The organism is Bifidobacterium sp. ESL0790 (assembly GCF_029395435.1).
GTDB lineage: Bacteria > Actinomycetota > Actinomycetes > Actinomycetales > Bifidobacteriaceae > Bifidobacterium.
The window spans coordinates 220,671-246,131 of the sequence record NZ_CP113915.1 but is presented as its reverse complement, the minus strand read 5'-3'; the positions used below and the strand labels follow the sequence as shown (position 1 = coordinate 246,131).

Annotated in this window: 17 protein-coding genes; 13 read left to right on the top strand and 4 right to left on the bottom strand. The window is 60.1% G+C overall.

Translation table 11 applies throughout. The features are described from left to right. Window positions 1–70 precede the first annotated feature (70 nt). Both OZY47_RS00810 and OZY47_RS00805 read left to right on the top strand, forming a co-directional pair. Entirely contained in the window at window positions 71–1,537 is a 1,467-nt protein-coding gene (locus OZY47_RS00810; protein ID WP_277178067.1) for a C1 family peptidase, read from the top strand. A 423-nt stretch (window positions 1,538–1,960) separates the two neighbouring features. Then, a complete protein-coding gene (locus OZY47_RS00805) occupies window positions 1,961–3,238 on the top strand; it encodes a DUF4143 domain-containing protein (protein WP_277178066.1) in 1,278 nt (425 codons plus the stop codon). A 76-nt stretch (window positions 3,239–3,314) separates the two neighbouring features. On the opposite strand, the gene OZY47_RS00800 is transcribed toward OZY47_RS00805, so the two are convergent. Continuing rightward, window positions 3,315–4,898 carry an MFS transporter gene (locus OZY47_RS00800; protein WP_277178065.1) on the bottom strand — a complete coding sequence of 528 codons (1,584 nt, stop codon included), beginning with the start codon at window positions 4,896–4,898 and terminating at the stop codon, window positions 3,315–3,317. Between the two features lie 280 nt (window positions 4,899–5,178). Here OZY47_RS00800 and OZY47_RS00795 point away from each other — a divergent pair, with 280 nt between their 5' ends. From OZY47_RS00795 to OZY47_RS00785, 3 genes are all read left to right on the top strand, one after another. Continuing rightward, window positions 5,179–7,356 (top strand): DUF4037 domain-containing protein, encoded by a 2,178-nt coding sequence (locus OZY47_RS00795; protein WP_277179016.1) that lies wholly within the window; start codon window positions 5,179–5,181, stop codon window positions 7,354–7,356. An 84-nt stretch (window positions 7,357–7,440) separates the two neighbouring features. Then, complete coding sequence (locus OZY47_RS00790) at window positions 7,441–8,136, top strand: DUF4125 family protein (RefSeq protein WP_277178064.1); 696 nt, start codon at window positions 7,441–7,443, stop codon at window positions 8,134–8,136. Window positions 8,137–8,469: 333 nt separating this feature from the next. Beyond that, the gene (locus OZY47_RS00785; protein WP_277178063.1) at window positions 8,470–8,913 is read left to right on the top strand and encodes an excisionase family DNA-binding protein; all 444 of its coding nucleotides are present in this window, start codon (window positions 8,470–8,472) and stop codon (window positions 8,911–8,913) included. A gap of 213 nt (window positions 8,914–9,126) precedes the next feature. Here OZY47_RS00785 and OZY47_RS00780 read toward each other — a convergent pair whose 3' ends face one another. Next, window positions 9,127–10,167, bottom strand: a complete 1,041-nt coding sequence (locus OZY47_RS00780) for a DUF3039 domain-containing protein (protein WP_277178062.1) — start codon at window positions 10,165–10,167, stop codon at window positions 9,127–9,129. Between the two features lie 652 nt (window positions 10,168–10,819). After that, window positions 10,820–12,709 (bottom strand): methionine--tRNA ligase, encoded by a 1,890-nt coding sequence (gene metG, locus OZY47_RS00775; protein ID WP_277178061.1) that lies wholly within the window; start codon window positions 12,707–12,709, stop codon window positions 10,820–10,822. Between the two features lie 253 nt (window positions 12,710–12,962). Between metG and OZY47_RS00770 the strand changes: the two genes are divergently transcribed. The 4 genes from OZY47_RS00770 (at window position 12,963) to OZY47_RS00755 (ending at window position 18,719) form a co-directional block, all read left to right on the top strand. Further along, complete coding sequence (locus OZY47_RS00770; RefSeq protein ID WP_277178060.1) at window positions 12,963–13,709, top strand: hypothetical protein; 747 nt, start codon at window positions 12,963–12,965, stop codon at window positions 13,707–13,709. Window positions 13,710–13,906: 197 nt separating this feature from the next. Next, complete coding sequence (locus OZY47_RS00765; protein WP_277178059.1) at window positions 13,907–14,413, top strand: hypothetical protein; 507 nt, start codon at window positions 13,907–13,909, stop codon at window positions 14,411–14,413. 825 nt (window positions 14,414–15,238) lie between these two features. After that, complete coding sequence (locus OZY47_RS00760) at window positions 15,239–17,104, top strand: MFS transporter (protein WP_277178058.1); 1,866 nt, start codon at window positions 15,239–15,241, stop codon at window positions 17,102–17,104. Between the two features lie 163 nt (window positions 17,105–17,267). Then, the gene (locus OZY47_RS00755; RefSeq protein WP_277178056.1) at window positions 17,268–18,719 is read left to right on the top strand and encodes an ATP-binding protein; all 1,452 of its coding nucleotides are present in this window, start codon (window positions 17,268–17,270) and stop codon (window positions 18,717–18,719) included. A 292-nt stretch (window positions 18,720–19,011) separates the two neighbouring features. On the opposite strand, the gene rsmI is transcribed toward OZY47_RS00755, so the two are convergent. Further along, entirely contained in the window at window positions 19,012–20,121 is a 1,110-nt protein-coding gene (gene rsmI / locus OZY47_RS00750) for a 16S rRNA (cytidine(1402)-2'-O)-methyltransferase (RefSeq protein WP_277178055.1), read from the bottom strand. 370 nt (window positions 20,122–20,491) lie between these two features. Between rsmI and OZY47_RS00745 the strand changes: the two genes are divergently transcribed. The 4 genes from OZY47_RS00745 (at window position 20,492) to OZY47_RS00730 (ending at window position 25,459) form a co-directional block, all read left to right on the top strand. After that, on the top strand, window positions 20,492–21,316 hold the full coding sequence (locus tag OZY47_RS00745; RefSeq protein ID WP_277178054.1) for an alpha/beta hydrolase: 825 nt from the start codon (window positions 20,492–20,494) through the stop codon (window positions 21,314–21,316). A gap of 220 nt (window positions 21,317–21,536) precedes the next feature. Further along, the gene (locus tag OZY47_RS00740; RefSeq protein ID WP_277178053.1) at window positions 21,537–22,214 is read left to right on the top strand and encodes a VTT domain-containing protein; all 678 of its coding nucleotides are present in this window, start codon (window positions 21,537–21,539) and stop codon (window positions 22,212–22,214) included. A 573-nt stretch (window positions 22,215–22,787) separates the two neighbouring features. Continuing rightward, entirely contained in the window at window positions 22,788–23,612 is an 825-nt protein-coding gene (locus OZY47_RS00735) for a (Fe-S)-binding protein (protein WP_277178052.1), read from the top strand. After that, on the top strand, window positions 23,609–25,459 hold the full coding sequence (locus OZY47_RS00730; RefSeq protein ID WP_277178051.1) for a LutB/LldF family L-lactate oxidation iron-sulfur protein: 1,851 nt from the start codon (window positions 23,609–23,611) through the stop codon (window positions 25,457–25,459). Before OZY47_RS00735 ends, OZY47_RS00730 begins: the two co-directional genes overlap by 4 nt. Window positions 25,460–25,461 lie beyond the last annotated feature (2 nt).

Genomic DNA, 25,461 nt, shown 5'->3' with positions numbered 1-25,461 from the left:
CGTAGCGGCGCGAGATTAGGGTTAGAGACAATAATTTTAGATTCTTTACATCGATAGTTAAGGAGCATTCATGGCCACGCAGACCACCAACGGTAACAAGGGCGTCGCGCTGGGGAGAGACGACATCGAACGGTATAGCAAGGCGTTCAACGCCGAACGGGCCAACAAGGTGGCGGCGAACGCGGCGGTTTCGGCCGGGGTGCTGAAGGCCGCGACCGACTACCGCGGCGCGCGCGACCTGCCACGCGATTTCTCGGTGGAGCTCAAGCAGGGCGCGATCACCAACCAGGAGCGCTCGGGCCGCTGCTGGATGTTCGCCGCGCTCAACACGCTGCGCTACGAGGTGATGCACCGCTGGAACCTCGAGGATTTCGAGTTCTCGGAGAACTATCTCTTCTTCTGGGACAAGGTGGAGAAGTCGAACGCCTACCTCGAGAACGTGCTCGCCACGCTCGACGAGCCGACCGACAGCCGCCTCTTCCAGGCCATCAACGAGTACCCCGCCGACGATGGCGGCTGGTGGCAGATGTTCGTGGGTCTGGTCGACAAGTACGGCCTGATGCCGAAATCCGCCTATCCCGAATCCGCGAACTCGCGCGATTCCCTTTACTTCACGGAATACCTGACCATGAAACTGCACGAGTTCGCCATCGACCTGCGCAACCGCCACGAGGCCGGGGCCACGCTCGAGGAGCTGCGCGACATCAAGGTCGACGACATGGAGACGGTCTATCGCATCTGCGCGGTGGCACTCGGCGAGCCGCCGGCCACCTTTGACTTCCTCGCGCGGGTCAAGGGCGATGATGACGAAGATAACAAGAAGAAGGACGACAAAGACTCAGCCGAAGCCACTGCCGCCGAAGCCAAACGCAAGGCCGAGGCGAAGGCCGGCATCGACACCTCCAGGCAGATCCGCGAATACGGCATCACGCCGATGGAGTTCTACCGCAAATACGTGCCGGTGGACGTGGACGATTTCGTCACCATCTGCAACGCGCCGATGAAACGCACCCCGTTCAACCGACACTACGAGATCAAATACTCCTCCAACATCGCCGAGCTGCCGGGCATGCGCTACGTCAACGTGCCGTCCGACGTCTTCCACAAGGCCGCGATCGACCAGCTCACCGCCGGCCACCCCATCTGGTTCGCCTGCGATTGCGACAAGTTCGCGCTGCGCGGCCCCGGCGTCTTCGACGAGGCCACCGTGCGCGTCGACCAGCTGTTCGGCACCACGTTCGACATGAGCAAGGCGCAGGGCCTCGAATACGGCGACTGCCCGAGCAACCACGCGATGACGCTCACCGGAGTCAACATCGCGCCCAACGGCCAGGCCGACCGCTGGAAGATCGAGAACAGCTGGGGCAAGGCCAACGGCGTCGACGGCTATTTCGTCGCCTCCGACCAGTGGTTCAGCCGCTTCATCACCGAGCTCATCATCCGCAAGGAGTTCCTGAGCCCCGAGACGCTCGCCGTCATCGAGCAGGAGCCGGTGATGCTGGAGCCTTGGGAACCGCTCACCGCCCGCTGCGAGTAGGGCCTGGCTAACCTCGGTTCAGGCTTGGATTGATCCAGATTGGCCCAGGTTTCGCGGGACCAGCAGTTTGCATTATTCATTGCGGCGTCGTTCACCATTCACGTTGAACGACGCCGCAATGTTGTTGTCATAGCACCGTCATCGCGTGGACAATTATGTCCGAAGCTACACGCCCTAATTGCGTGGCAAAATCCTTAATTCTGACGTGACCAATGTCCAACATAGGAAACAGAAAACCGCCAACTGAGGAAACAAAATCCCGCCAAAAGCGGAAATGAAAAACCGCCAGCATAGGAAATGAAAAACGTCCAACTGAGGAAATAAAATAAAGCCAACATAGGAAATGAAAAACGTCCAACATTAGAAACGCAAACTCAAAACCTAGTGTTTCCAACGTGTTTCGACTCGAGAAAGTCAGGGAACATGAAGCGCTACCTCCCTCGTATCAGCGACCAGCTTCTGCGTAAAAAACTGTCGGCCACCGGAGCGGTTCTCGTCGAGGGCGCCAAATGGTGCGGCAAAACCACCACTTGCGAGCAAGCCGCCAAAAGCACACTCTATATGGCCAACCCGGAATCAAGGCAGCAGAATCTGGCCTTGGCCGACATGCAACCCTCCGCCCTGCTCGAAGGCCCGACGCCACGCCTCATCGACGAATGGCAAACCGCTCCCAAGCTCTGGGACGCCGTGCGTTTCGCCGTCGACAAGCGCGACGCATTCAACCAGTTCATTCTCACCGGTTCGAGCGTGCCGCCAGCCGACGACGCCATCATTCACACCGGCACAGGCAGAATATCCCGGCTGCGGATGCGCCCGATGAGCCTCTACGAATCCGGGGATTCCAACGGCGAGGTGTCACTCGGTTCGCTGTTCGAAGGCACGGATCTTCCGGTCAGCCAGGCCGCGAAAAACGACATCGAGCATCTCGCCTTCCTTGTCTGCCGCGGTGGCTGGCCCAAGGCCATCGGCCAAGACGATGAAGTGGCCCTGCAGCAGGCGCGCAATTACATCGACGCCGTGGCCGAATCAGACATCTCGCGCGTCGACGGAACAAGCCGCGACCCGCGTCTGGCCAGAAGGCTGTTGCGCTCCTACGCGCGGATGGAATCCTCGCAGGCCACGGTCTCGAAAATCGCGGCCGACCTGCGCGGCAACGACGAAGCACCTACCAACAAAACCGTGCAATCCTACCTCACAGCGCTGCAACGCATCTTCGTCATTGAAGACCTGCCCGCATGGAATCCGAACCTTCGCAGCAAAACCGCCATCCGCACCACCGATACGCGCCATTTCGTCGACCCGTCCATCGGAGCGGCGGCCCTGGGAGTCGGGCCAAAAGGCCTCATCGCCGATCTGGAGACGTTCGGCCTGCTCTTCGAGAGCCTGTGCATCCGAGACCTGAGAATCTACGCCGAGGCGCTGGACGGCGAGGTGTTCCACTTCCGCGACAAACAAGATCTGGAATGCGATGCGGTCATCCATCTTCGCGATGGGCGCTACGGCCTCATCGAAGTGAAACTCGGGGGCGACATGCTGGTGGAAGAGGGAGCGAAGAGCCTAATAAGGCTTTCCGAGAAAATCGACACCAAAAAAATGAGGAACGAGCCGAGCTTCCTGATGGTTCTGACCGGCACCGGAAACCTCAGTTACCAGCGCAAGGACGGCGTGATGGTGGTGCCGGTGACGACGCTGCGCGAATGAGGTTTTGATTCCGACAAGCAATCGACAGATACGCGACGAAACTCAACTTGCCTAACTCCATGTGCGTCGGCGAGCCCTAACGACCGTAGGGCTGGCCGAGGAGCGACTCGAGGGTGGAGCGCACCTTGGGGTCCACGTCACGCGGGTCGCCGCCGGCGCGAACGCGCGCGACCTCGGCCAGCGCCAGGGAGTCGCTGTGCTTGTCGAGCCGGAACCTGCGCACCACGATCCAGCAGACCACAATCGAGAGCACATACCAGCCCAGCATCAGCGCCGCCAAACCGTTGCGGGCCAGCGGGGTCTGCGTCGTGCGCGAGGCGTCGAAGCCCACGAACGCCAAGACAGCGCCCACGGCGATGGACCCGAGCCCGGAGACCAACTGGCGGAACGCGGCCTGGATGCCGGAGAACGTGGAGGCCCGGTAGCGCCCGGAGACCAACTCGTCCACATCGGCGACGAACGGGAACACGGCCCACGGCAAGTAGCCGGCCAACGATTTCACACAGAAGAAGAACAGCGCGGCGGCGGCCGCGAACACCGTCCACCACGGCTCGGCGAGCACACCCACCAGCCGCCATGCCACGAAGATCCACAGCGCCCCGAAAAGGCTGCCGGCGAAACTCAGCTCGTAGAGCTTGCGCGGCCCCAAGCGGGTCATGCCCACCCCGAAGAGCGGCGTCAGCGGCACCGAGATGATGCCGGCGCTCAGCAGCAGCGAAGCGAACGAGGCGGATTTGTTCCAGTCGTAGATCACAAAGAAGACGAAGGTCTGGCCGAACACGTCGCCGGCGGTGAGCACGAGCAGGTAAATGGCGAGATGCTGCCGAAAAACAGCGATGCGCAGGGTGCTCGCGTACTCGCGGACGATCACGGCGAGGCGGTGGGCCCAGATTTTCGCGCCCGACTCGCCTTTGGTGCGTTGCGAGCGTTCCTGGCCAGCGTCACCAACGCCACCTCGCGCCCATTCCCCGAATCCGGCCTCCTCCGGCGTCATCTCCCACGTGCTCCGCCAGCAGACGAGCACCGCCAGCGCGAAGCACACCGTCAACGAGATGGCGAAGACCATATAGCCCTGCGGCCGGTGCTCGCCGAACGCCGCCAACACGGCCCCGCCGATGATGAGGATGATGGTGCCGCACGCCCCGGAAATCAGCAGCCGCACCGTTGAGAGCTTGGTGCGCTCGTCGAACCCCGAGGCCATCTCGCCGGGCAGGGTGTTGTAGGCCGAGGCGAAGAGCTGCGCGACGATGACCCAGAGCACGTAGACCAGAAAATAGACGATGAACGGCAGCCCGGGAATCCACAGGAGCACACCGACCAGGATGAGCGGCGGCACGATCATGATGAAGAACCGGCGACGCCCGAAACGCCGCCCGACGCGGAACCGGTAGAGGTTGTCGTCGAGGATGCCGAACACCATGGCCGCCACCCCGCTGATGATCGCGCTCAGGCCGACCGTCGATTGCGCCGTCGAGATCGACATGCCGCAGAAGCGCGTCCAGAAGAGCACGAGGTAGGTGCCGATGAGGGTGAGTTGGCCACCGCCGTAGACGTCGCCAATGCCGTAGCCGATGGCGTCGCGCAGGGTGATGGGCCCGTGGCGCGAGGTTCGGGTTTGGTCTTTCGCGCGTCGACCATCTCTTCGTTGAGATTCCGCCACTGACCATGCTCCTCATGTCGCATTCAAAATCACGTAACGCATTTCATGGTAGTAGCGAGCGTTGCCATATCTGGCAACAAGCCCACGTTTGCATGGTTTCAACACGCAGGATTATGGCTCGTAAATAGCGATAATAACCACCAATACACAACGAAGGAGCCAACCGAAACCCGAGGCCGCGGGCTATGCCGACCACGCAATAGACTTGAGGGCACGACGACATGAAGGAGTGGCGATGACGGGGACGGATGACGAGAAATGGGCCGACGCGCTCAAGCAAATGGCTGATGGCGACGTGGACGGCGAGACTTCGGATAACGACGCTCCGGCTACGTTCGACACCGACGAGTTTCTGAAGGGGCTCGACGCCATCTTCGACGCGCACCAGGCAGCCACCAAGGCCGAACCGTACCTGCTGCAGGCCATGACGGACGCCGAGAACGCGGGCGACGACGCGGGGCTGCTCACCGTGCTCAACGAGACGATGGGGTTCTACCGCTCGCATGGCAAGCACAAGGAGAACCAGTGGGTCATCCAGCGGGCGCTCGAGCTCGGCCTGAAGATGCGGATCGAGGGCACCGAGGCGTGGACCACCACACTCATCAACGCGGCCACCGGCATGCGCGCGGCCAAGCAGTACGACCAGGCCAAGGACCTCTACCAGCAGGCGCTGAAGTCGGCCGGCGAGACGCTTTCACCCACGGACCGACGCGTGGCGGCGCTGCACAACAACATCTCCATGCTCTATAGCGAGACCGGGGAGCTCGAGAAGGCGCAGCACGAGCTGGAGGCCGCGCTGGGGGTGCTGGAGAAGTCGAGCGTCGACGCCGAGGCCGATATCGACGTGGCGTCCACGCACACCAACCTGGCGCTGGTGCTGCTGCAGCGGGCGAGCGAGGTTGGGAATGTCGGTGCTGCGGCTGGCGGTAAAAACCCCGACCAAGACGCGACTGGTAGCGCTGAATTCTCTGCCCGAAACGAAGCCGACACCACGCGGGATGAAGCTGGTTCCGAAGCCGGCGTCACACGGGACGAGCTGCTACGGCAGGCCATGATGCACGCGACGAAGGCGCTGGAGATCTACGAGAACGGGCACTTGCAGCACAGCGCGCACTATGCCTCGGCGCTGGCCGGGTACGCGCAGACCTGCTTCGCCGCCGGGCAGTTCGGCAAGGCGGTGGAGACCTACCGCAAGGCGCTCGACATCATCGTGGAATGCTATGGCAAAGACACCGACTACTACCGCATCACCGAGGCGAACCTAGCCGAGGCGCAGAAGGCCGCCGACGCACTCAAGGAGTATCAGGAGCGGGCGGCTCAGGAAGGTGAGGGCGCAAACAAAAGTACGGCTACTGGAGCCGGGGATTCTGTCGGTCTTGATAATTCTGGTAAATCCGGCGATTCCAGCGATTCCGGTAACGCCGGCAACGCCAAATCCACACCCGCCATCAAGGGGCTCAAGCTCGCGCGCGCCTACTGGGAGACCTACGGCAAGCCGCTGATCGCCGAGAAATACCCCGAATACCAAGGCCGCATCGCCGCCGGGCTGGTGGGCCACGGATCGGAATGCTACGGCTTCGACGACGAATTCTCGCACGACCACGACTTCGGGCCGGACTTCTGCCTGTGGCTCACGGACGAGGATTACGCGGCCATCGGCGAACGGCTCGAGGCCGACTACGAGGCGCTGCCGCAGGAGTTCATGGGCTTCGGGCCGCGTGAGCAGACCGCCCGGACGCAAGGCGGCTCAAGGCGGGTGGGGGTGTTTCGCATCGGCGACTTCTTCGAATCGATCACCGGCTACCGGCAGGCCCCGCCCGCCGACCGACCGCACGAATGGCTGCTGCTTGACGAGCCGACACTGGCCGCGGCGACCAACGGCGAGGTGTTCGCCGACCCGATCGGCCTCTTCTCCAAGACGCGGCAGGGCTTCAAGATGATGCCCGACGACGTGCGGCTCTCGCTCATCTCGCGGCGGCTCGGCATGATCGCGCAGGCGGGGCAATACAACCTGCCGCGCATGCTCAAGCGCGGCGACGGGGCGGCGGCGTGGCTCTCGATCCGCGAGTTTGCCAGCAATGTAATCTCGCTGGTTTTCCTCTTAAACGAGCCGATTCGCACCGGCTATATGCCCTACTATAAATGGCAGTTTGCGGCGCTACGCAAGCTAAGTGGCATGATGTTCGCCCTGCTGCCAGACGTCTGCGCGCAACTTGAGGACGTGCTGCGGCTCTCATCGGCGGCCTGCTTCGGCGGGGCCGGATTCGGCGAGGGCGGCAAGGGCGCGAAACCTGCGCAAGAGAAAATCCAGGCCATCGTGGAGCATATCTGCGGCGAAATCGTGGACGTGCTGCGCGACCAGGGCCTCACCAACAGCGACGAGACGTTCCTAGAATGGCAGCGGCCGTATATCGAGGCGCATATCGGTAGCGACAACCCTGTGCTGAAAAGCTTGTAGATCAGGAATCCACGCGTATATCCTCAAAAGCCGGGACTTATCAGGCCGCGCGAATACGATGAAACGCAGGAAAGCGAGTCGACCATGGCAGAGGCAGCAATGAAGCAGAACGGGCAAGGCGCCGATGGCGGCGGGCAGGATTCCGGGCACAGCAGGCAGGATTCCAGGCCGGACCTCGACCTAATCGAGCGCGTGGTGAAGCACGAGTGGGACCAGTTCCAGCGCACCGACAACGAGGGCGGGCGCGCCGCGTGCCAAGGCAACTGGCCGACTTTCCATCAAATGCGCATGAGCCAGTTCCTCACTTGGCCCACTCCGCTGCTCACCAGCTACGCGCGCGACCTGGACGAATCGGACCGCGTCGGTCGCAACCTCATCACTGAGAAGTACGGGCGCATGATGGCCTCCACCTTCCCCGACGAGTTCCGGCGCAACATCGAGCCCTACATTCCACGTCTCTCGGCTGAGCGCGTGACGGCACAGGAGCCCGTCATCAGCCGGCAGGTGGCGTGGGCCGATGATTTCCGCGGGCGCTACCCCAAGCTCGGCCGCGAGATGCGCGTGCTGCGCACCGCCGAGGACACCGAGGAATCCACCTCGTTCGAGACCTACCTGCGTGGCGAACTCGGCACTTACTCCGACGCCACGTTCGACCTCTACCGTCGCTTCATCGAAACCTTGGCGAAGTCCGGCCACAACCTCACCGAAGAGACGATCCGCAACACAGTGCTCTTGGGCGGCTTCGAATCATTGGATGACGCCGAGCGCCAACAGCGTTAGGCGCGGCTTCCCCTGGAAACATTCTCACCCGATCGGCTTTATACCGCATGGCCAGATTTCTCTTGCTGCCCTCTTCCAGGCACACCAATCCTCCTATGCCCAAAACAGGCCGATAAACACGCCTCACCGACCTCTTTTGTGCACAAAAATATGCCTATAACCAAAACAACAACCAACTGCTAATTGCGATTACCGATTATTCAATCAAAGTTCATATTTGCTTTCGATGAAACTTCTAAAGCCATAATATGTGTTATAGTTATTTCAGTTGTTACACTTATTGCAGTTAGTGACAGTGCAGACACAGATAGTAGAAGAAACGTTGGAGCCACCATGACTAAAGTACTTGAGCACATCACTTCAAACCAGCTCAAACAGCAGGATATCGCGGACGTCAAAGACGCCCTCACACATATGCGCCCAGACTCGCCGATCGCCATCGTCCTGCGCGAGATGCTGGCGGGCGAAGCCTCCATCTTCATCGCCGAAAAGGAAATGTCCCCGGAACAGGCGGCAAAAGTCTTGGGCGTAAGCCGTCCTTACGTGCGTCATTTAATCGACAAAGGCCTACTCAAGTTCGACAAGACCGGCTCCCATTACAAAATCTCCAGCCACGACCTCGCTGACTACATCAAGCGTCACGAACAGGCCATGGCGGAATATGCCGAGGCCGCGGCCACCACACAAGACGAGCAGGACCGCCGCATCGCCAATGAGGCTTCAGGCCTGAACGAAAAACAATCCAAGGAAATCGCAGACATGTTCGCGGATTTATAAACCTTAGAAACCTAGAAACCTCAAGCCACTTCAAAATTCGACGAAATACCTCCAAGACAGAAAAATGACGTCCATGCGCTTTCACACAACGAGTGGACGTCATTTTTGAGCTCAAACAGGTTCAGGAACCTTTATCTCATAATTCCATAATTTTCAGTCGCCACAGAACAAGCGGACCAGTCCAGGAATAGACACCGTCCTCGTTATTGAGTCTCACACTCTTCCGCGATGCAAACTGTCGAATATGGGTTTAACCCTCTCGCACCCCTCACAAACCGGCTTTCCCGATGACTCATCTTCACTTGGGATAAACCAAACTCCGCAAAGAGACAATGCGGACTTCCCAAAAACCATTCCCTGCACAAAGCTCTCCGTGTCGACATAGTGAAGAACCCGCTGCGGCCCACAAACGGCATCAGGCATCTGCCTCGACACTGTTTGCCCCTTCTCAGATGACAAACAGACGGAAGCGTAGAGCTGCGCTATGACCGCCTCGCTAACGGTCACCTCCATGTACACAGACCCATCTTCCTGCAAAACGTCAAAATTAATCTCTTGAGGTTTCAGATAAGAAACCGCACGGTTCAAACGTTGGCGGGAATCCTTGTCATAAGATTTCCCCTTTATCGCCAATGTCATATAAGCGTCCGTGCCGCCCGACTGTCCCAAAGGCAACGGTTGTCCTTTAAAAGAGATGATTTCAACGTCCACAAGTCTTCCGGGATTGGCTCCGACCTTTGGCAGTCTGAATTCGCCAGTTTCATTTGAAGATTGAAGGGCTCCGTGGACACTTCGAATCAAGGAATCCAAAATACCCACAGCCTCCCGCCTTGAAGCCAACCATGCATCCTCGCCTTTGCGGATTCCCATATCCAAATCAGTGGGCATCCAATATCGAGAGCGTGACTTCGTAAGTAGATTCGCGACCTTCGCATCGGACCAATCATGCGAACCGGCATAAACCAGCCAAGGGTCACCATCGTCATCCAAAATCATGGCTCCACGACAACCCGAGGAATTATCTCTAATCTCATATACCGGACGCCCCGCTGATTTGCTAGCCGCCTTATACCGATCGCCATTAAACCCACGATCGACGATTGAATTGGCCTCGATGAGCAGACGATGTTTCAATGACGATAAATCAATTCCATAGAGCGCGTCAGAATCTCCCCTTCTGATGTTCTCCTTCAATTGCCGTAAAGGAGTACCGGATAGAAAAAGATCGTCTGGAAGCGATAGCAAATCACGCAACGCTCTCAATGTCGGTCGTACAGGTCTCATACAAACGATATTACATTATCTAATTAAAATTATTATTAGATTTTGGCATTCGATGCCTTGATGACACGGCTGCCAAATCAACTCCTTCCACTCGCAACCCATGGACCCAAGAACGACCGCAACGAGACAAATCATGCCAGCTACGGAGCCCACAACACACCAGACGCGGAAAAGAGAAAGCCCGGCGGAGAGAAAGCCGCCGGGCGAGAGAGAAGAGAGAAGAAGGTTCAATTATGAAGTTCCAGATGGGACTCCGCCAACAATCGAAATCGCTGACATGATTAATATAACCGCATGTTTCTTAGAGTTACGCGACGTGAAGCTTAGAAGGTTCTGAAAATTCTGTAAAGGTTTTGTGTATATAAGCACATTTGTAGCATTATCAACCGTTTCGTCTGCTTTGTGCAACATATTCCATCGTTCACCGATAGACTGGCAACCCCTTCGCCTCCCCGGCAAACCACATATTTCAGCTCACAGACGACGAAACCCGGTTGGAACGAACAGGGCCACGCTTGATGCGCGAACCTCCCGTTCCAATCGGATTACATGCTATTGGGCCACAAAGTCAGGCGAAGCCGAATCGGCTCGAGCCCTAAACCCGAGCAAATCCAAACCTCACTTAGGCGTTATCGGAACCGCCCTCGCCTTCCTCAGCGAGCTTGGCCTTCGCCTCGGCAAGGCGCTCGGACTCGGCCTCCTGACGGGCCTTGAGGTCGGCATCGAAGCGAGCGAGCTCCTCGTCCACGGCCTCGGGCGGAATCTTCTCAAAGATCGGATGTGGCTTGGGCACGGGCGTGCCGGCCACCAAGGTCTCGCTCTCCCAGGGGTGCACCGTCTCGCCGAGCGTGTAGTCGCCGGTGATGATCGGGTACTTGAAGCCGGGCTTGTCGAGATCCTCGACCTCCTCAAGATGCGGCAGTGGCGAGAACGTGCCGGTGCCGCCCAGCGCCTCCCACACCTTCTGCGCCGAATGGGGCAGGAACGGGGCGAGCAGGTGGTTCGCGTCCGAGACGGCCTGCGCGCAGGTGTGCAGCACGGTGCCCAGGCGCTTCTCGTCGTCCTTAATCTTCCAAGGCTCCACGGCCGAGATGTACTTGTTGATGTCACCGACCACCTTCATCGCCTCGTTGAGGGCGTTCTTCTGGTGGTGACGCTCGATGAGCCCGCCGACCACGTCGAAGGCGGCCGCGGTCTCCTCCAGCAGCGCGCGGTCCTCGGTGGTCATGGAATCCTCGTCAAGCTCGGGAATCTCGCCGAAATTCTTGTACATGAGGTTGGCCACGCGATTGACCAGGTTGCCCCAGCTCGCGGCGAGCTCCTCATTGTTGTGGCGCACGAACTCGGACCAGGTGAAATCGGCGTCGGAGGTCTCGGGGCCAGCCACGGAGATGTAATAGCGCACCGCGTCAACCGGGTAGCGCGCCAGGATGTCCTTGACGTAGATGACGATGCCACGCGAGGAGCTGAACTTCTTGCCCTCCATGGTCATGAACTCGCTGGCCACCACCTGCTCGGGCAGGTTGAGCTCACCGAACTCGCCAGGCTCGCCGCCCTTGGAGCCCTTGCCGTCGTAGGCGAGGATCTCGGAGGGCCAGATCTGGGAGTGGAAGGTGATGTTGTCCTTGCCCATGAAGTAATAGGCGGGCGACTTCGGGTCATTCCACCAACGCTTCCATGCGTCGGGCTCGCCCTTGCGGCGCGCCCACTCGATGGAGGCCGAAAGATAGCCGATCACCGCATCAAACCACACGTAAAGCTTCTTGTTGGGGTTGTCGATCCAGCCGTCGACGGGCACGGGGATGCCCCAGTCGATGTCGCGGGTGATGGCGCGCGGCTTGACCTCCTTGAAGAGGCCGAGCGAGAAGTTGATGACGTTGGTGCGCCAACCCTCGCGCGACTTGAGCCACGTGAGGTTCGCCTCGGCGAGCGCCGGCAGATCGAGGAAGAAGTGTTCGGTCTCCTCGAAGCGCGGCGTCTCGCCGTTGATCTTCGAGACCGGGTTGATCAGCTCGTCGGGATCGAGCTCGTTGCCGCAGTTGTCGCACTGGTCGCCGCGGGCGCCGTCGGCCCCGCAGATCGGGCAGGTGCCCTCGATGTAGCGGTCGGGCAGGGTGCGGCCGGTGGAAGGCGAGATGGCGACCTTCTGCTTGCCCTTATAGATATATCCGTTCTTCAGGCACTGCTTGAACATCTCCTGGACGACGTGCTCGTGGTTGCCCGTGGTGGTGCGGGTGAAGAGGTCGTAGCTCAGGCCGAGGTCGCAGAGGTCCTTGGCGATCACGCGGTTGTAGCGGTTGGCGAGCTCCTGTGGGCCCACACCCTCCTTGTCGGCCTCCACGAGGATGGGGGTGCCGTGCTCGTCGGTGCCCGAGACCATGAGGACATCGTTGCCCTTCATGCGCTCGAAGCGCGCGTAGACATCCGAGGGCACGCCGAAACCGGCCACGTGGCCGATGTGGCGGGGGCCGTTCGCATACGGCCATGCAACGTTCACCAAAATATGAGTCATAACTACCGATTATTGGGCCCAGCGGGGACAGCAAAACCGCATCCGTCGCGCTTTCATCTATCGCAGGTCAATAACTATCAGGCCGCGCGGGACTTGTTCACAGTGTCGTCCACATTTTGCATTACATCGCGCGAAGTTATCCACATATGCACTTTTTCGTTCTTCACATTCGCGCGACGCCTAAAACACCCCTACGCTGGCAGCCATGAACACGACAATGCATACACAAGCAAGACCACAAACGGCATCGCGAATGACACCGGTCGGGACGTTCAAAACCGCCCCGAACGCCAATGCCTACGCGGCAAACGCCCGCAGCGCCAACGCCGCCCGCACCGCGAGCGCCTACGCGCCGAACACCTATACCGGCAACGGCACCGCCCCCGCCAACCCCGGCGCCGCCAACGGCACGATCATCCAGCGCTCCACCATCCCGCCGCCGGTCTATGGCCCGCCCATGCTCACGAGCAACAAGGACCTGCCCGGCCCGCTGAGCATGAGCCGCCTGGACGATTACGGCGCGGTGCACCAGCTCGACGAGCGTAACGGCTACCTCTGCGAGTATTCCGACAGCCTCTTCGGCCGTGGGCGCATCATGACCAACGTGGTGCCGCGCGCCTGCATCGCCTGCTCCACGAGCGCGCTGTGGACGTGGATGGGCGGCGCGTTCCCCGATGTCATCAAGGTGATTTCGGATTCGCATTACCGCTCGATAGTCTACGGCCGGCCGATCGAGACGTTCAACCGCAAAGCGCCACCCGGCCAGGTCAGTGAGATCGCAGGGCTCAGGCTCACCTCGCCCACACGCACGGCCTGCGACATCGCGCTGCTGCCGGATGAGGAGATGGACGCGAAGGGACGCAAGGAGACCATATGCGCCATGATCCGCGAGTACCACATCAAGGCCGGCGATTGCCTTGAAATTCTTGATGCCAACCGCTTCTGGCACAACGCCCCGCGGGCGAGGTCGTTCTTCAGGGCCATCCAGTTTTGCTTTTGAAGGGTTTCGGCTTTGAGGGATGAGACGAAGCTCTTTTGCGAGGTAATTCGCAGAAGTCACCTTAGGTGCTAAAACGCTTTATCACTGAATTATCAGCGATACCAATCGCGACTTTCCTGGCGAACTGTTGTCAGCATTGGAAGTGGCGGCATCGCTGCGCATTTCGAGCCGTCAACATGAAAGGAGATGAACGGAGAATGAGGAGGAGCAGAACCGACGAGACCACGCAGAACCGGTTATCTGACGCGCTTGAGACGAAACACAGCGACAATGAACATGCTGGTGACGGAGCCGACCGCCATCCTGAGAAGCCAGAGCGAAGACGACGCTGGCCGTGGCGATGGCGACGCCGAAAGCACGCTGGCAAGCGGGACGAGAACGACCACAAACCCGCCAACCGGCTGCGAGGCATGGCGAGCAACCAGGATGACCAACCTAGCGCGCGACACCAGCACGCGGACGGTCAATCCGCTCCCCCGGAGCCACCCTTGCGCCTCACCCCGCTGGTGGCCTGCGACGCGAGCACCGACGAGGAGGTGCTGTGGTACATCGTCGAGTTCGCGCCGCAGCTGCGCAAGTGGATCATCGCCAATCCCGCCGCCACTCCAGAGTTGCTGGAGGCCGTCTCGCAGGCGGGCGGTCCCGGTGTGCGCGAAGGCTTTGAGGTGCTCTTCGGCGAGGTGAAGACGGAGGTAAACGCATGAGGCTTGTTTGAAGGCGGCATGGTGTCAATACATGATATTGACCGCGAAATGCGGGAGGGACAAATACATGGGTACATAACTATGAATCCCGGAGTCTGCCACCGTGCCACAAAAGCACTGAGCCCAAAGCCGCGAACCGCGCCAACAAAGGCCAAAAATAACCCAACAGGTTTCGCCAGTGGCTAAGCCGTGAAGCAGCACGAAAACCGAAACTCACGCAAACCGTTTGAACCCCGCAAATCTCAATGAGCAGAGACGTTTTCAGCGGATTGTCAGCGAACCTGAGAAGCCTTTGCAAAAACGCTTTAGCACGACAAAAATCCTCAACTCCCGTCCAATAATCGTCCCGAAACGAAAGAAAACGATAAACTATAGAGACATCTTTGGCGGCCATCGGGCCTCGGCACCGATGGATCGCGAAACAAAAAGAGCCAGAACCGGGAAGGAAAACGGACTCGCCAGGTACCGGAGCAAGATTCGGCGCCGACGAAAGGCGGTTGGAACGACCGTGATTGCCAGACGTCACGTAGCGAGGCTCGGGAACCCCACACGACGCGCAGCCGGACAAGCAAGGCGCGAGCACACACGCGGGAACCGGCGGGCAATCACGCGACCGCAGTACACGAGGCCATACGAGGCCACACGCAAGCGGCCGAACGCACGAACCAGTGCGCTCACGAAGCCGCGGATAACAAAGCCCATGGCGGAACCAACGCGCCCCGGCTCGCAAACACGAGCGCCAACGCGCGCGCCGGAAAGCACGAACCGGCGGGCGCCGACACCAGGCGGCACAAGGATGCCACCACAGAAAGCATGGAGGTTGTGATGCCAGAATCGCATAACCATCAACACCATTCCTCTCTTCATATGCCCCACCCTCATATGCCGCATCCGCACATCCCGCACCCCCATCTGCCCGGCTGGCGACATAAGGGCGCGGCAAAGGCACCCGAGCAGCCGAAGATGCAGAAAGTCCAGCTGCGCCGCCAGTTCCTGCGCCAAAAGGACGTCACCGTCGTCGAGGAGAAGACGCTGAAGCAAGCCATCGCGGGCACCGTGGTCGGCAACTTCATGGAATGGTACGATTTCGGCATTTATGGCTACCTCGCGGTGACGATGGCGAGCGTCTTCACCAGCGGACTGCCGAAGAGCATGAGCCTGATCGTGATGCTGCTTGGATTCGCCGTGAGCTTCCTCGTCCGGCCTCTCGGCGGTATCGTGCTCGGGCCGCTCGGCGACCGCGTGGGCCGCCAGAAGGTGCTGTTCCTGACGATGGGCATGATGGTGGTCTCCACCGCGCTCATCGGCATTTTGCCCACCAGCAAGCAGATCGGCGCGTGGGCCATCGTTCCGCTTTACGCGCTGCAGATGGTGCAGGGCTTCTCGACCGGCGGCGAGTATTCCGGCGCGACCACCTATATCTCCGAGTTCTCGCCCGACCGCAAACGCGGCTTCTACAGCGCCTGGCTCGACATGGGCTCCTACATCGGCTCGGCGTTCGGCGCCGCGATGGTGGCCATCACCACCACGATTGCCGAACACGGCTGGGGCGCGAGCGCGATGGTCAACGGTGGCTGGCGCATTCCTTATCTCCTGACCATCCCACTGGGCATCCTCGCGATGGCGCTGCGTAGCCACATCCCCGAAACCCCGCAGTTCGCGGCGCACCAGGAACGGCAGAAAGAGGAGCAGCACGAGATCTCGCATGTGGCCCACGAGGCCGCTTGGGAACAGGTTTCCGCGTGGGACCGCCCCGGCACGATGCTCTACGTCATCAAGCGCCACTGGCGTCGCCTGCTCATCGCCGTCGCCATCGTGGCGGCCACCAACACGGCCGGCTATCTGCTCACCAGCTACATGCCGACCTACCTGCGCGAGGAGGTCGGCACCACGCCCACGATGGCCGCCGCCGCGACCGTGCCCGTGCTCATCATCATGGCGCTGTGCCTGCCGCTCATCGGCCACCTTTCGGATATTGTGGGCCGCAAGCCGGTCTACGCCGTCGCCGTCATCTCCACCTTCGTGCTGGTCTACCCGGCCTTCCAGCTGCTGCATCACGGCACGTTCTGGTCAATCCAGGGCGCGCTGGCGATGCTCGCCGTGCCCGTCGCCTTCTACGCCGGCGTCTCGGCGAGCACACTGCCCGCGCTCTTCCCCACCGAATCGCGCTTCTCGGGCATGGGGCTTTCGTATAATTTCGCGGTCTCCCTGTTCGGCGGCACCTCGCCGCTGGTCTCGCAGGCGCTGATCACGATGACCGGCAACCACGACATGCCCGGTTTCTACATCATGTTCTTCGCAATTTTCAGCGGCATCGCCACCATCGTGATGCGCGAGTCGTCGCGCGCCCCGCTGCCCGGCTCGATGCCGACGGTGGGCAGCGACGCCGAGGCCAGGTTCCTCGTGCGCACCCAAATCGAGAATCCGAAGCTCGACACCAGCATGATGCCGATGCCTTTGGTCACCGTCGAGATTCCCGCCGGCCAGATGCTTCCCCAGCGCCCCGAAAACATCAAGCCCGTCCCGCAAGACGAGGCTGAGAACGGTGACAAAAGCGATGCCAGTCAAAACGGCCATAGCAACGATTCCGAGCCTCGGTCGCAAGACCAGTCACCGGCAAAATCTGCCCGAACCGACAAGCGTCCCAAATCAAATCCAAGAAAATTCGGTAACAGGGCAACCAAGAAATAAGTCCGCAAATCCCAATATTCCCAACGTTTTGACGAACTTACCGCTTAACTGAACACTTAACTTACCACTTACCACTTGAGGTGGTAAGTTGGTGGTAAGTTCATATCGTCAAACCGAAGGATGCCGCATGGACCAGGATTCGATAGCCGAGCTGATAGCCTCGATGCGCGCCATTGGCAGCGATACGCAGACCTGCGAGGTGAAGGAAAGCGTCTCGAAAATACCAGCCACGCTCGTGGAGACCCTCTCGGCCTTCTCGAACGGCGACGGCGGCATCATCATCCTAGGTATCTCCGAGCGCAAGGGATTTACCCCAGCACCGAAGTTCAATGCGAAATCCATGCGAGACGCTCTGATATCGCAATGCAATAAACTCACACCCATCGTGCGCCCCACGGTCAAGATACTGCCATTCGAAAACGCGCAAATCGTCTACGCTCAAGTCCCCGAAATCCTTCCGAAAGACAAGCCCTGCTATATCACCACCCGCGGTTGCTATCAAGGCTCTTTCATCAGGACGGGTGACGGCGACATGAGGCTGAGCTCCTACGAGGTCGACCGCCTTCTCGAGGAGCATTCCCAGCCGGATTTCGATGACGACATTGTGCCCACCGCTACCATCGACGACCTTGACACCCAACTGCTTTCGGCTTTCCTCAGCCGGCAACGCGAACTGCATCCGCGCATCCTGGGCACCAAAGATGACGAAAGCATCCTTCTGGACCTCCATGTCATCCGTCAAGACAACAGGAAACAAGTGCGACCGACCCTGGCCGGGCTCATGGCGTTAGGGAAATTCCCGCAGCGGTTTTTCCCTCGTCTCAACGTAACTTTCACCGCCTTCCCCGGCACAACCAAAACGGAACGAACCAGCGACGGCAAGCGCTTCCTCGACACCCAAACCATCATCGGCCCCATACCGATCATGGTCGCCGACACACTCACGGCCCTGCAACGAAACACCAGGACGGGCGCGGTCATCGAGGGGGCCTTCCGCAAAGATGTTCCCGATTACCCTGTCGGGGCGGTCAGAGAGGCGGTTTCGAACGCACTGATGCACCGGGATTATTCACCCGATGCGCGCGGCTCGCAAGTCCAAGTGAATCTATTCGCCGACCGATTGGAGATACTCAATCCCGGCGGTCTTTTCGGAGCCGTGACGGTTCGCACTTTGGGTCACGATGGCGTTTCGGCCTCGCGCAACCAATGGCTCTCCAATATTCTCGAGACGACACCCTACCCGGATGGCGGATATGTGGTCGAAAACCGCGGAACTGGTTATCGTGAGATAGAGGATCAGCTGCAGCACGCGCTGATGTCTCCGCCCCGTCCGAAGGACGCCATCGCATACTTCAGCCTGACTATGGATAAGCGGCACATCACCGCTAGCGAATCCTCGCAACGCTCGGACACCGATATCGACCATGCGATTCTGGAAATGCTGAACAAGCAAGGCTCGGTTTCCGCCAAAGAGCTGACCCACGCATCGGGACTTTCGAAAACCACCGTCAACAACCATCTGCAAAAGCTCATCGCGCAGAAAGTGGTCGAGCCCACGGAACCGACCAGAAGCCCGAAGCAACGCTATAGGCTCGGGCGACGGCTCGGGCGATGATAAGAGGAATCCTTTCCGTGGCATTCGGCAAACCGCTCGATTGATAAAAGCATTCCACCAAGGAAAGCATTCCGCCAAGGCATATATCAAAAATGAATTCGTTCAGCCAACTTACCACTTAACTGAACACTTAACTTACCACTTACCACTTGAGGTGGTAAGTTGGTGGTAAGTTCGGCTGTTCTCCTTGGAATCCAGCCGAAACCGGCCTTCGTGCTGACGCTTGGACGACTTGGAATGGCTGGTCGCTGGCAAGTTGCGTCAATGCCTCGGACTTGTCCGCCTGCTTCAACTACTTGAGCTTCAACGTCTCCGCATAGACGGCCTTGCGATTGGCAAGCGAGCCATCGGGCAGCGGATGCTCCTTGATGACCTCGGCGATGGCGTCCTTGATGCGCAAGCCCTGTTCCTTCGAGCGCTCGATGGCGAGAGCGCCCAGATCGGCGACGCTCAGTACCTGACCAGCTCCGGAACTTTCCGCGAGCGCGAGCGCCTCCTCTTCGCTGGCACCCTCGATAACCAAGACGATCTCACCGCGCGGAGGGTCGTCAACCACGGACTGGCGAATTTCGGCCACGCCTCCGCGCCGAACCTGCTCATAATCCTTGGTGAGCTCGCGGCACAGCGCCATCGGGCGGTCCGGGCCGAATTGCTCAAGCAGGTCGTCCATAGTGCCGGCGATGCGATGCAGGGTCTCATAGAAAACGATGGTCCTACGCTCGGCGCGAAGCGAGCGGAACCGCTGGACACGCTCGTTGTGCTTGCGCGGCACGAATCCCTCGTAGCAGAACCGATCGGTCGGCAAGCCGGAAAGGGCGAGCGCGTCGAGCACGGCGCTCGGCCCAGGAGCACAAGTGACCGGCAGGTTGCGCTCGATGGCACGGCGTACGATCGCCATGCCGGGGTCGTTGATGGTGGGCATGCCGGCATCCGAAACGACCAGGACCGTGGCGCCCTGCTCCACCTCGTCGAGCAGTCCGTCGGCCTTGTCGCGCTCGTTGTGGTCGTGGTAAGCGATGACATGGCCGCTCACGTGCACGCCCAGACGGTTCGCGAGGTCGTAGAGCCGGCGGGTGTCCTCCGCGGCCACGATGTCGGCGCGCTCGAGCAACGCGACCAGACGCGCGGAAGCATCGCCCATGTTGCCGATCGGCGTGGCGGCGAGCACCACCGTGCCGCTGGGAATTTCAACGACCGGCCCGGCACCGGTGGTCTTGCGCTCGGCGCCCAACGCCAAATCGCTGTCGCTGGCAGTAACGGCAGCGTAAGCTTCGGCATCAACCGACGAATCGCCCTCCGTCATCTCTTCATCGTCTACCGCTGAATCACGAATATCGTCACCGTTCATTTGGCTATCGTCGCAGCCCAACTTGCCACTGTCTCCAGGTTCTTGCGTCTTCATACCTCAAGTATCCATCACCGCGATGACGCGCCGCCCCCGATATCCCTCGTTTGCCGACCCTTCCTGTTCCTAACGTACCGTTCCTGCCCTTTTTAGTGCATTTTTCATGTCGAAAATGTATCTTTTGAGGCAGGATTGGAACGTTAAGGGCAGGAATCGCCTGTTAGGGGCAGGAAGGACAAGAACGGCTGTCCAGAAATGTGAACACGACCACATAACCGTCGGGCAACCTCTCTAGAATCCGAGGTGGAACGGGTCGGCGGAACCATATGTGGCCCAAGCAGTCCGCCAATAGCCCAAAACCCAATAAAATCAAGGGCAAACGACGGCGCCGACCACGTTACACATACGAGGAAGAAGAACGAAAATCATGCAATATATACATAAGACCATCAAAGGCATCGACGGCAGCGAGGCGACCCTCACCGGCTATATCGCCGACAACTCGCCCGAGATCGACCCGGCGCGGCGTCGCCCGGCGGTGCTCATCTTCCCCGGCGGCGGCTTCAACAAGGTGACCGACCGCGAGGCCGAGCCCATCGCGATGATGGCGCTGGGCGCGGGCGTGCAGGCGTTCGTGCTGCGTTACTCCATCGCGCCCTCGCAATACCCGGTGCAGCTCATCGAAGCGGCCGCGGCGATGAAGATGATTCGCGACAACGCCGAGGCCTGGCACGTCGACCCGCAGGCCGTCACCGTCATCGGCTTCTCGTGCGGCGGCCAGCTCGCGGCCTCCATCGCCACCACCACCGGCGACGACGTGATCCGCGAGAACGGCTACGACCCCGACGAAGTACGCCCCAACGGCCTGGCGCTAGGCTATTCGGTGCTCACCGCCGGCCAATATCGCCACGAGGGCACCATCACCAAGCTGCTCGGCGAGCGCAAGGGCGACCAGAAGATGCTCGACGAGATCTCCTGCGAGAAGCACGTGGATGCCAAGACGCCGACCACTTTCATCTGGCAGACCATCAGCGACGCGGTGGTGCCGGTGCAGAACTCGCTGCTCTTCCTCAACGCCTGCGTCGAGGCCGGCGTGCCCGTCGAGGCGCACATCTTCCCGCACGGCCCCCACAGCCTGGCCCTCGCGACCGCCGAAACGGCCGCCGCCGGCAACGAGGCGCAGATCGAGCCGAGCGCCCAGGTCTGGCCGAGCCTCTGGGCCAAGTGGATCAAGAGGAATTTCGTCAAGTAAGAGTGAATTGAACGCCCAACCTCGCAAACCCGGGTTACAAAAGTGGCAGATGCAAAATATGAATCGTTGGAATTCCGCCATTCCACTTTTCGTATCGCCCACTTTTGTAACCCGGGTTTGTGCAGATTCATGGGGCACTCAGGCGGCGCACAGGACTTACGCAGAGGGCCGCTGGTAATGTGGTGAAGGTTGGCATTCGAGACGTGACAGACGGGACATCATGGGTTTTATCCACTTCCTCATTGAACTGCTGAAGGATCCGCGCACCATCATCGCGGGCTGGATCTCGATGGGCGTGGCCCCGACGCTCGGATTCATCTTCCTCATCGTCTTCATCGAGACCGGCGTCGTCTTCTTCCCGTTCCTGCCCGGCGACTCGCTGCTGTTCGCGGCCGGCTTCTTCGCCGCCCCCGACGCGGTGACCGGCAAGTCCGCGCTGCCGCTTTTCGCGCTGCTCCCGATTGTGTGGAGCGCGCCCATCATCGGCGACCAGTGCAACTATTTCATCGGCCACTTCTTCGGCCGCAAGATCATCGAAAGCGGCAAGGTCAAGGCGATGACCCCCGAGCGCCTCGCCAAAACCGAGGCCATGATCGACAAGTGGGGCCCGCTCGCCGTCTTCCTCGGCCGCTTCTTCCCGTTCATCCGCACGTTCATGCCGTTCATCTCCGGGCTTTCGGGCATGCGCTGGCGCAGGTTCACGCCGTTCTCGATGCTCGGCGGACTCACCTGGTCCACGCTTTTCACCCTCCTCGGCTATTTCTTCGGCGGCATCCCCGTGGTGCAAGACAACTTCGAGCTCGTGATCGTCGCCATCCTCGCCATCTCGCTGCTGCCGACCATCGTCGGCCTGCTCAAGGCGAAGTTCGGCAAAAAGAAGGTCGAGCCCGCAGCCTGAGATTTGCAAGTTCGCCGCATTAGCCGGGCTTCACATCACAGCGCTCGCAGGCTCCACGGACAGCACACCACAGGTGGCAACGCCACCGCTTACCCCTTAGCGCTTCGCGATTTTCCATCACCAAACGACCGATTTTATCGCAAAAATGCGTATCAAACGTTATACTGAGGAAAATACAGCCCCACGGCGTCCATCGCAGTCGTACAGAACGGATTCTTTCAGACAAACCGGTTTTGGTTACCCATCAGGCGCTCCAAATATACGGAAAACCCGTCCGAAAGACGCAAAAAAGTATTATTTTTAAAAGAAATAATCATACGAAAAGCATCCAAAATCGGCGATATTCCGAGGTTCTCAAAAACAGTGTTCACCGCGAAAATCTGTAATGTGATGAACATCACGTTGACAAATGCAAAAAATAAGGAAAACGCCGACCAGATTTCCGCTTTCCCCTTCTAAGGTTATATGTTAGAGATGTCAACGTCGACTTAGAACGTTATGAGTCGCACAACGCCGATGTTGCCACCGAAGTACGCGAACGTTGAGCCGATGCGCCCAACCGAAGGAGCGAAGATGAAGGTAGTGATTTTCTCCACCTGCCTGGTCGACCTGATGTTTCCCAATGTCGGCAAGGCCATGGTCGAGGTCTTGGAAAGGTTCGGCTGCGAGACGTACGTGCCGATGCAACAGATTTGCTGCGGGCAGATCACGTACAACAGCGGCTACGTCAAGGAAACCACCAAGGTGATGCACAACGAGATCGACGCGCTGATGAGCGTCGACGCGGACTATATCGTCGGCCCCGCGGGCTCCTGCGTCAATATGTTGAAGGAGCTGCAGTTCCACCTGCCCAAGGGCGATGACGCCTACAAGGCCAAGGCGCGCGAGATGGCCAACAAGACCTATGAGTTCTCGCAGTTCCTCTACCGCGTGCTGGGCGTGCTCGACGCGGGCGCGGAGCTCGACGCCGTGGCCACCTACCACCGCTCCTGCCACATGACCCGCCTGCTCGGCGAGCGCGAGAGTCCTTATATTCTTATGGACCACGTCAAGGGCCTCATCGTCAAGCCCCTGCCCCACATCGAGAATTGCTGCGGTTTCGGCGGCATGTTCTCCATGAAGGTGCCCGAGGTCTCCAAGCAGATGGTCGACGAGAAGGTCTCCGACATCCAAAGCACCGGCGCCGAGGTCATCATCTCCTGCGACCCGGGCTGCCTGATGAACATCGGCGGCCGCTTCAACCGCGACGGCAAGAAGATCACCGTGATGCACCTGGCCGAGGTGCTCAACAGCAACGTCGACATGAGCCGCGTCAAGTACGCCACCGCCGAGGAGCGCAAGGCCATCGACCAGGCGGCGCTGCAGGAATCCAACGCACACGAGGAGGCCTTGGTATGAGCGACACCCAGATGGACGACACCATGTTCAAGCGCACCGGCAAGCCGACCGGCACGATGCTGCAATATGGCGACCCGAATTTCGTCAACCGCGTAAAGCTTAGCGAGCAAGACAAGTTCGCGCACCGCGCCATCTCCAACGCGCAGGACGCGCAGTGGGTCAAGCGCGAGACCGCCCGCGCCGAGCTCGGCAATTGGGAGGGTTGGCGCGACCTCGGCGAGCAGATTCGCCAGCACGCCATCCGCTATCTTCCCGATTACCTCGAGGAGTTCTCCGACAACGTCGAGAAGCGCGGCGGCCACGTCTTCTTTGCACAGACCGACGTGGAGGCGCGTGATTTCATCACCGACCTGGTGAAGAAGAAGCAGGCGCACAAGATCGTCAAGCCGAAATCCATGGTCACCTCCGAGATCGGGCTCGACAAGGCGCTGCTGAAGATTCCGGACGTCAAGGTCACCGAAACCGATCTGGCCGAGTTCATCCTGGAGCTCGACAACTGGGATGAGCCCTCGCATCTGGTCTTCCCGGCGCTGCACAAGAACCGCGACCAGGTCCTCGAGCTTTTCCGCAAGATCGGCTACACCGGCGACAACGACCCGCAGCACGAGGCGCGTTTCTCCCGTAAGGTGCTGCGCGAGCGCTTCCTCGAGGCCGACATGTCGATCACCGGCTGCAACTTCGCCGTGGCGGACCAGGGCATGGTCAACATCGTCACCAACGAGGGCAACGCCGATCTCTCCATGGCCATCGCGCCCACGCAGGTCGTGGTCATGGGTATGGAGCGCATCGTGCCGACGCTGCGTGAGGCCGAGACGATGGACAATATGCTCGTCCGCTCCGCCGTCGGCTCCAAGCTCACCTCGTATTGCAGCTTCGTCTCGCCGAAGCTCCCCGACGAGGCCGACGGGCCCGAGGACTTCTACGTGGTCATCGTCGACAACGGCCGCTCCAACGCGCTAGGCACCGACTTCGAGCCGATCCTGCAGTGCATCCGCTGCGCCTCGTGCCTGAACGTCTGCCCGATCTACCGCAACATCGGCGGCAAGGGCTATGGCTCCATCTATCCGGGCCCGATCGGCGCCGTGCTCTCCCCGCTGCTGCAGGGCGACTACGCGGACTTCCACGACCTGCCCTACGCATGCAGCCTTTGCACGGCCTGCACGGCCACGTGCCCGGTCAAGATCCCGCTGCATGAGCTGCTCATCAAGCACCGCGAGGTGGAGATGAACGACAAGCACATGGGCGACCTCATCGCCGACACCGTGATGAAGGTGGTGGGTATGGGCACCGGCCATTCCTCGCTCTTCCGCACCGCGCTCACCTTCGACCACGTCGCGCTCGACACAATCGCTAAGAAGGGGCGCAAGAACCCGGACGGCGGCGGACGCGTGCCCGACACGGCCGAGAACCTCTTCTCCACCGGCAAGCACGAGGAATGGATGCCCTTCGTCTTTGGCGGGTGGACCAAGGTGCGCGATATGCCCCAGTCCCCGGAGCATTCCAAGAACTTCCGCACGTGGTTCAACAAGCGCAAGAAGGAGCAGGTCAAGGCGGCCGGCGGTGAAGAAGGGTTCCGCAAGGCGCAGGCCAATGTACTCGCCAAGAATCCGAACGCGGCCGCTGGATTCGGCAGCTACGACAACAGCGTCTCGGCCCGCGAGGAGGGCCACGAAAAGCCGACGCCGCTCTCCTACGCCACCGTGCCCGAGGCTTTGGGCTCGATCGAGGAGGCGGGCGTGGGCGATATCGCCGACCACACCTCCCACGAGAACGCGGTGAGGCACGGTATCAGCAAGGGTGGTTCGCCCGAAGGCGCCGCACCGTCCGACAATGAGAAGAAGGACTGAGC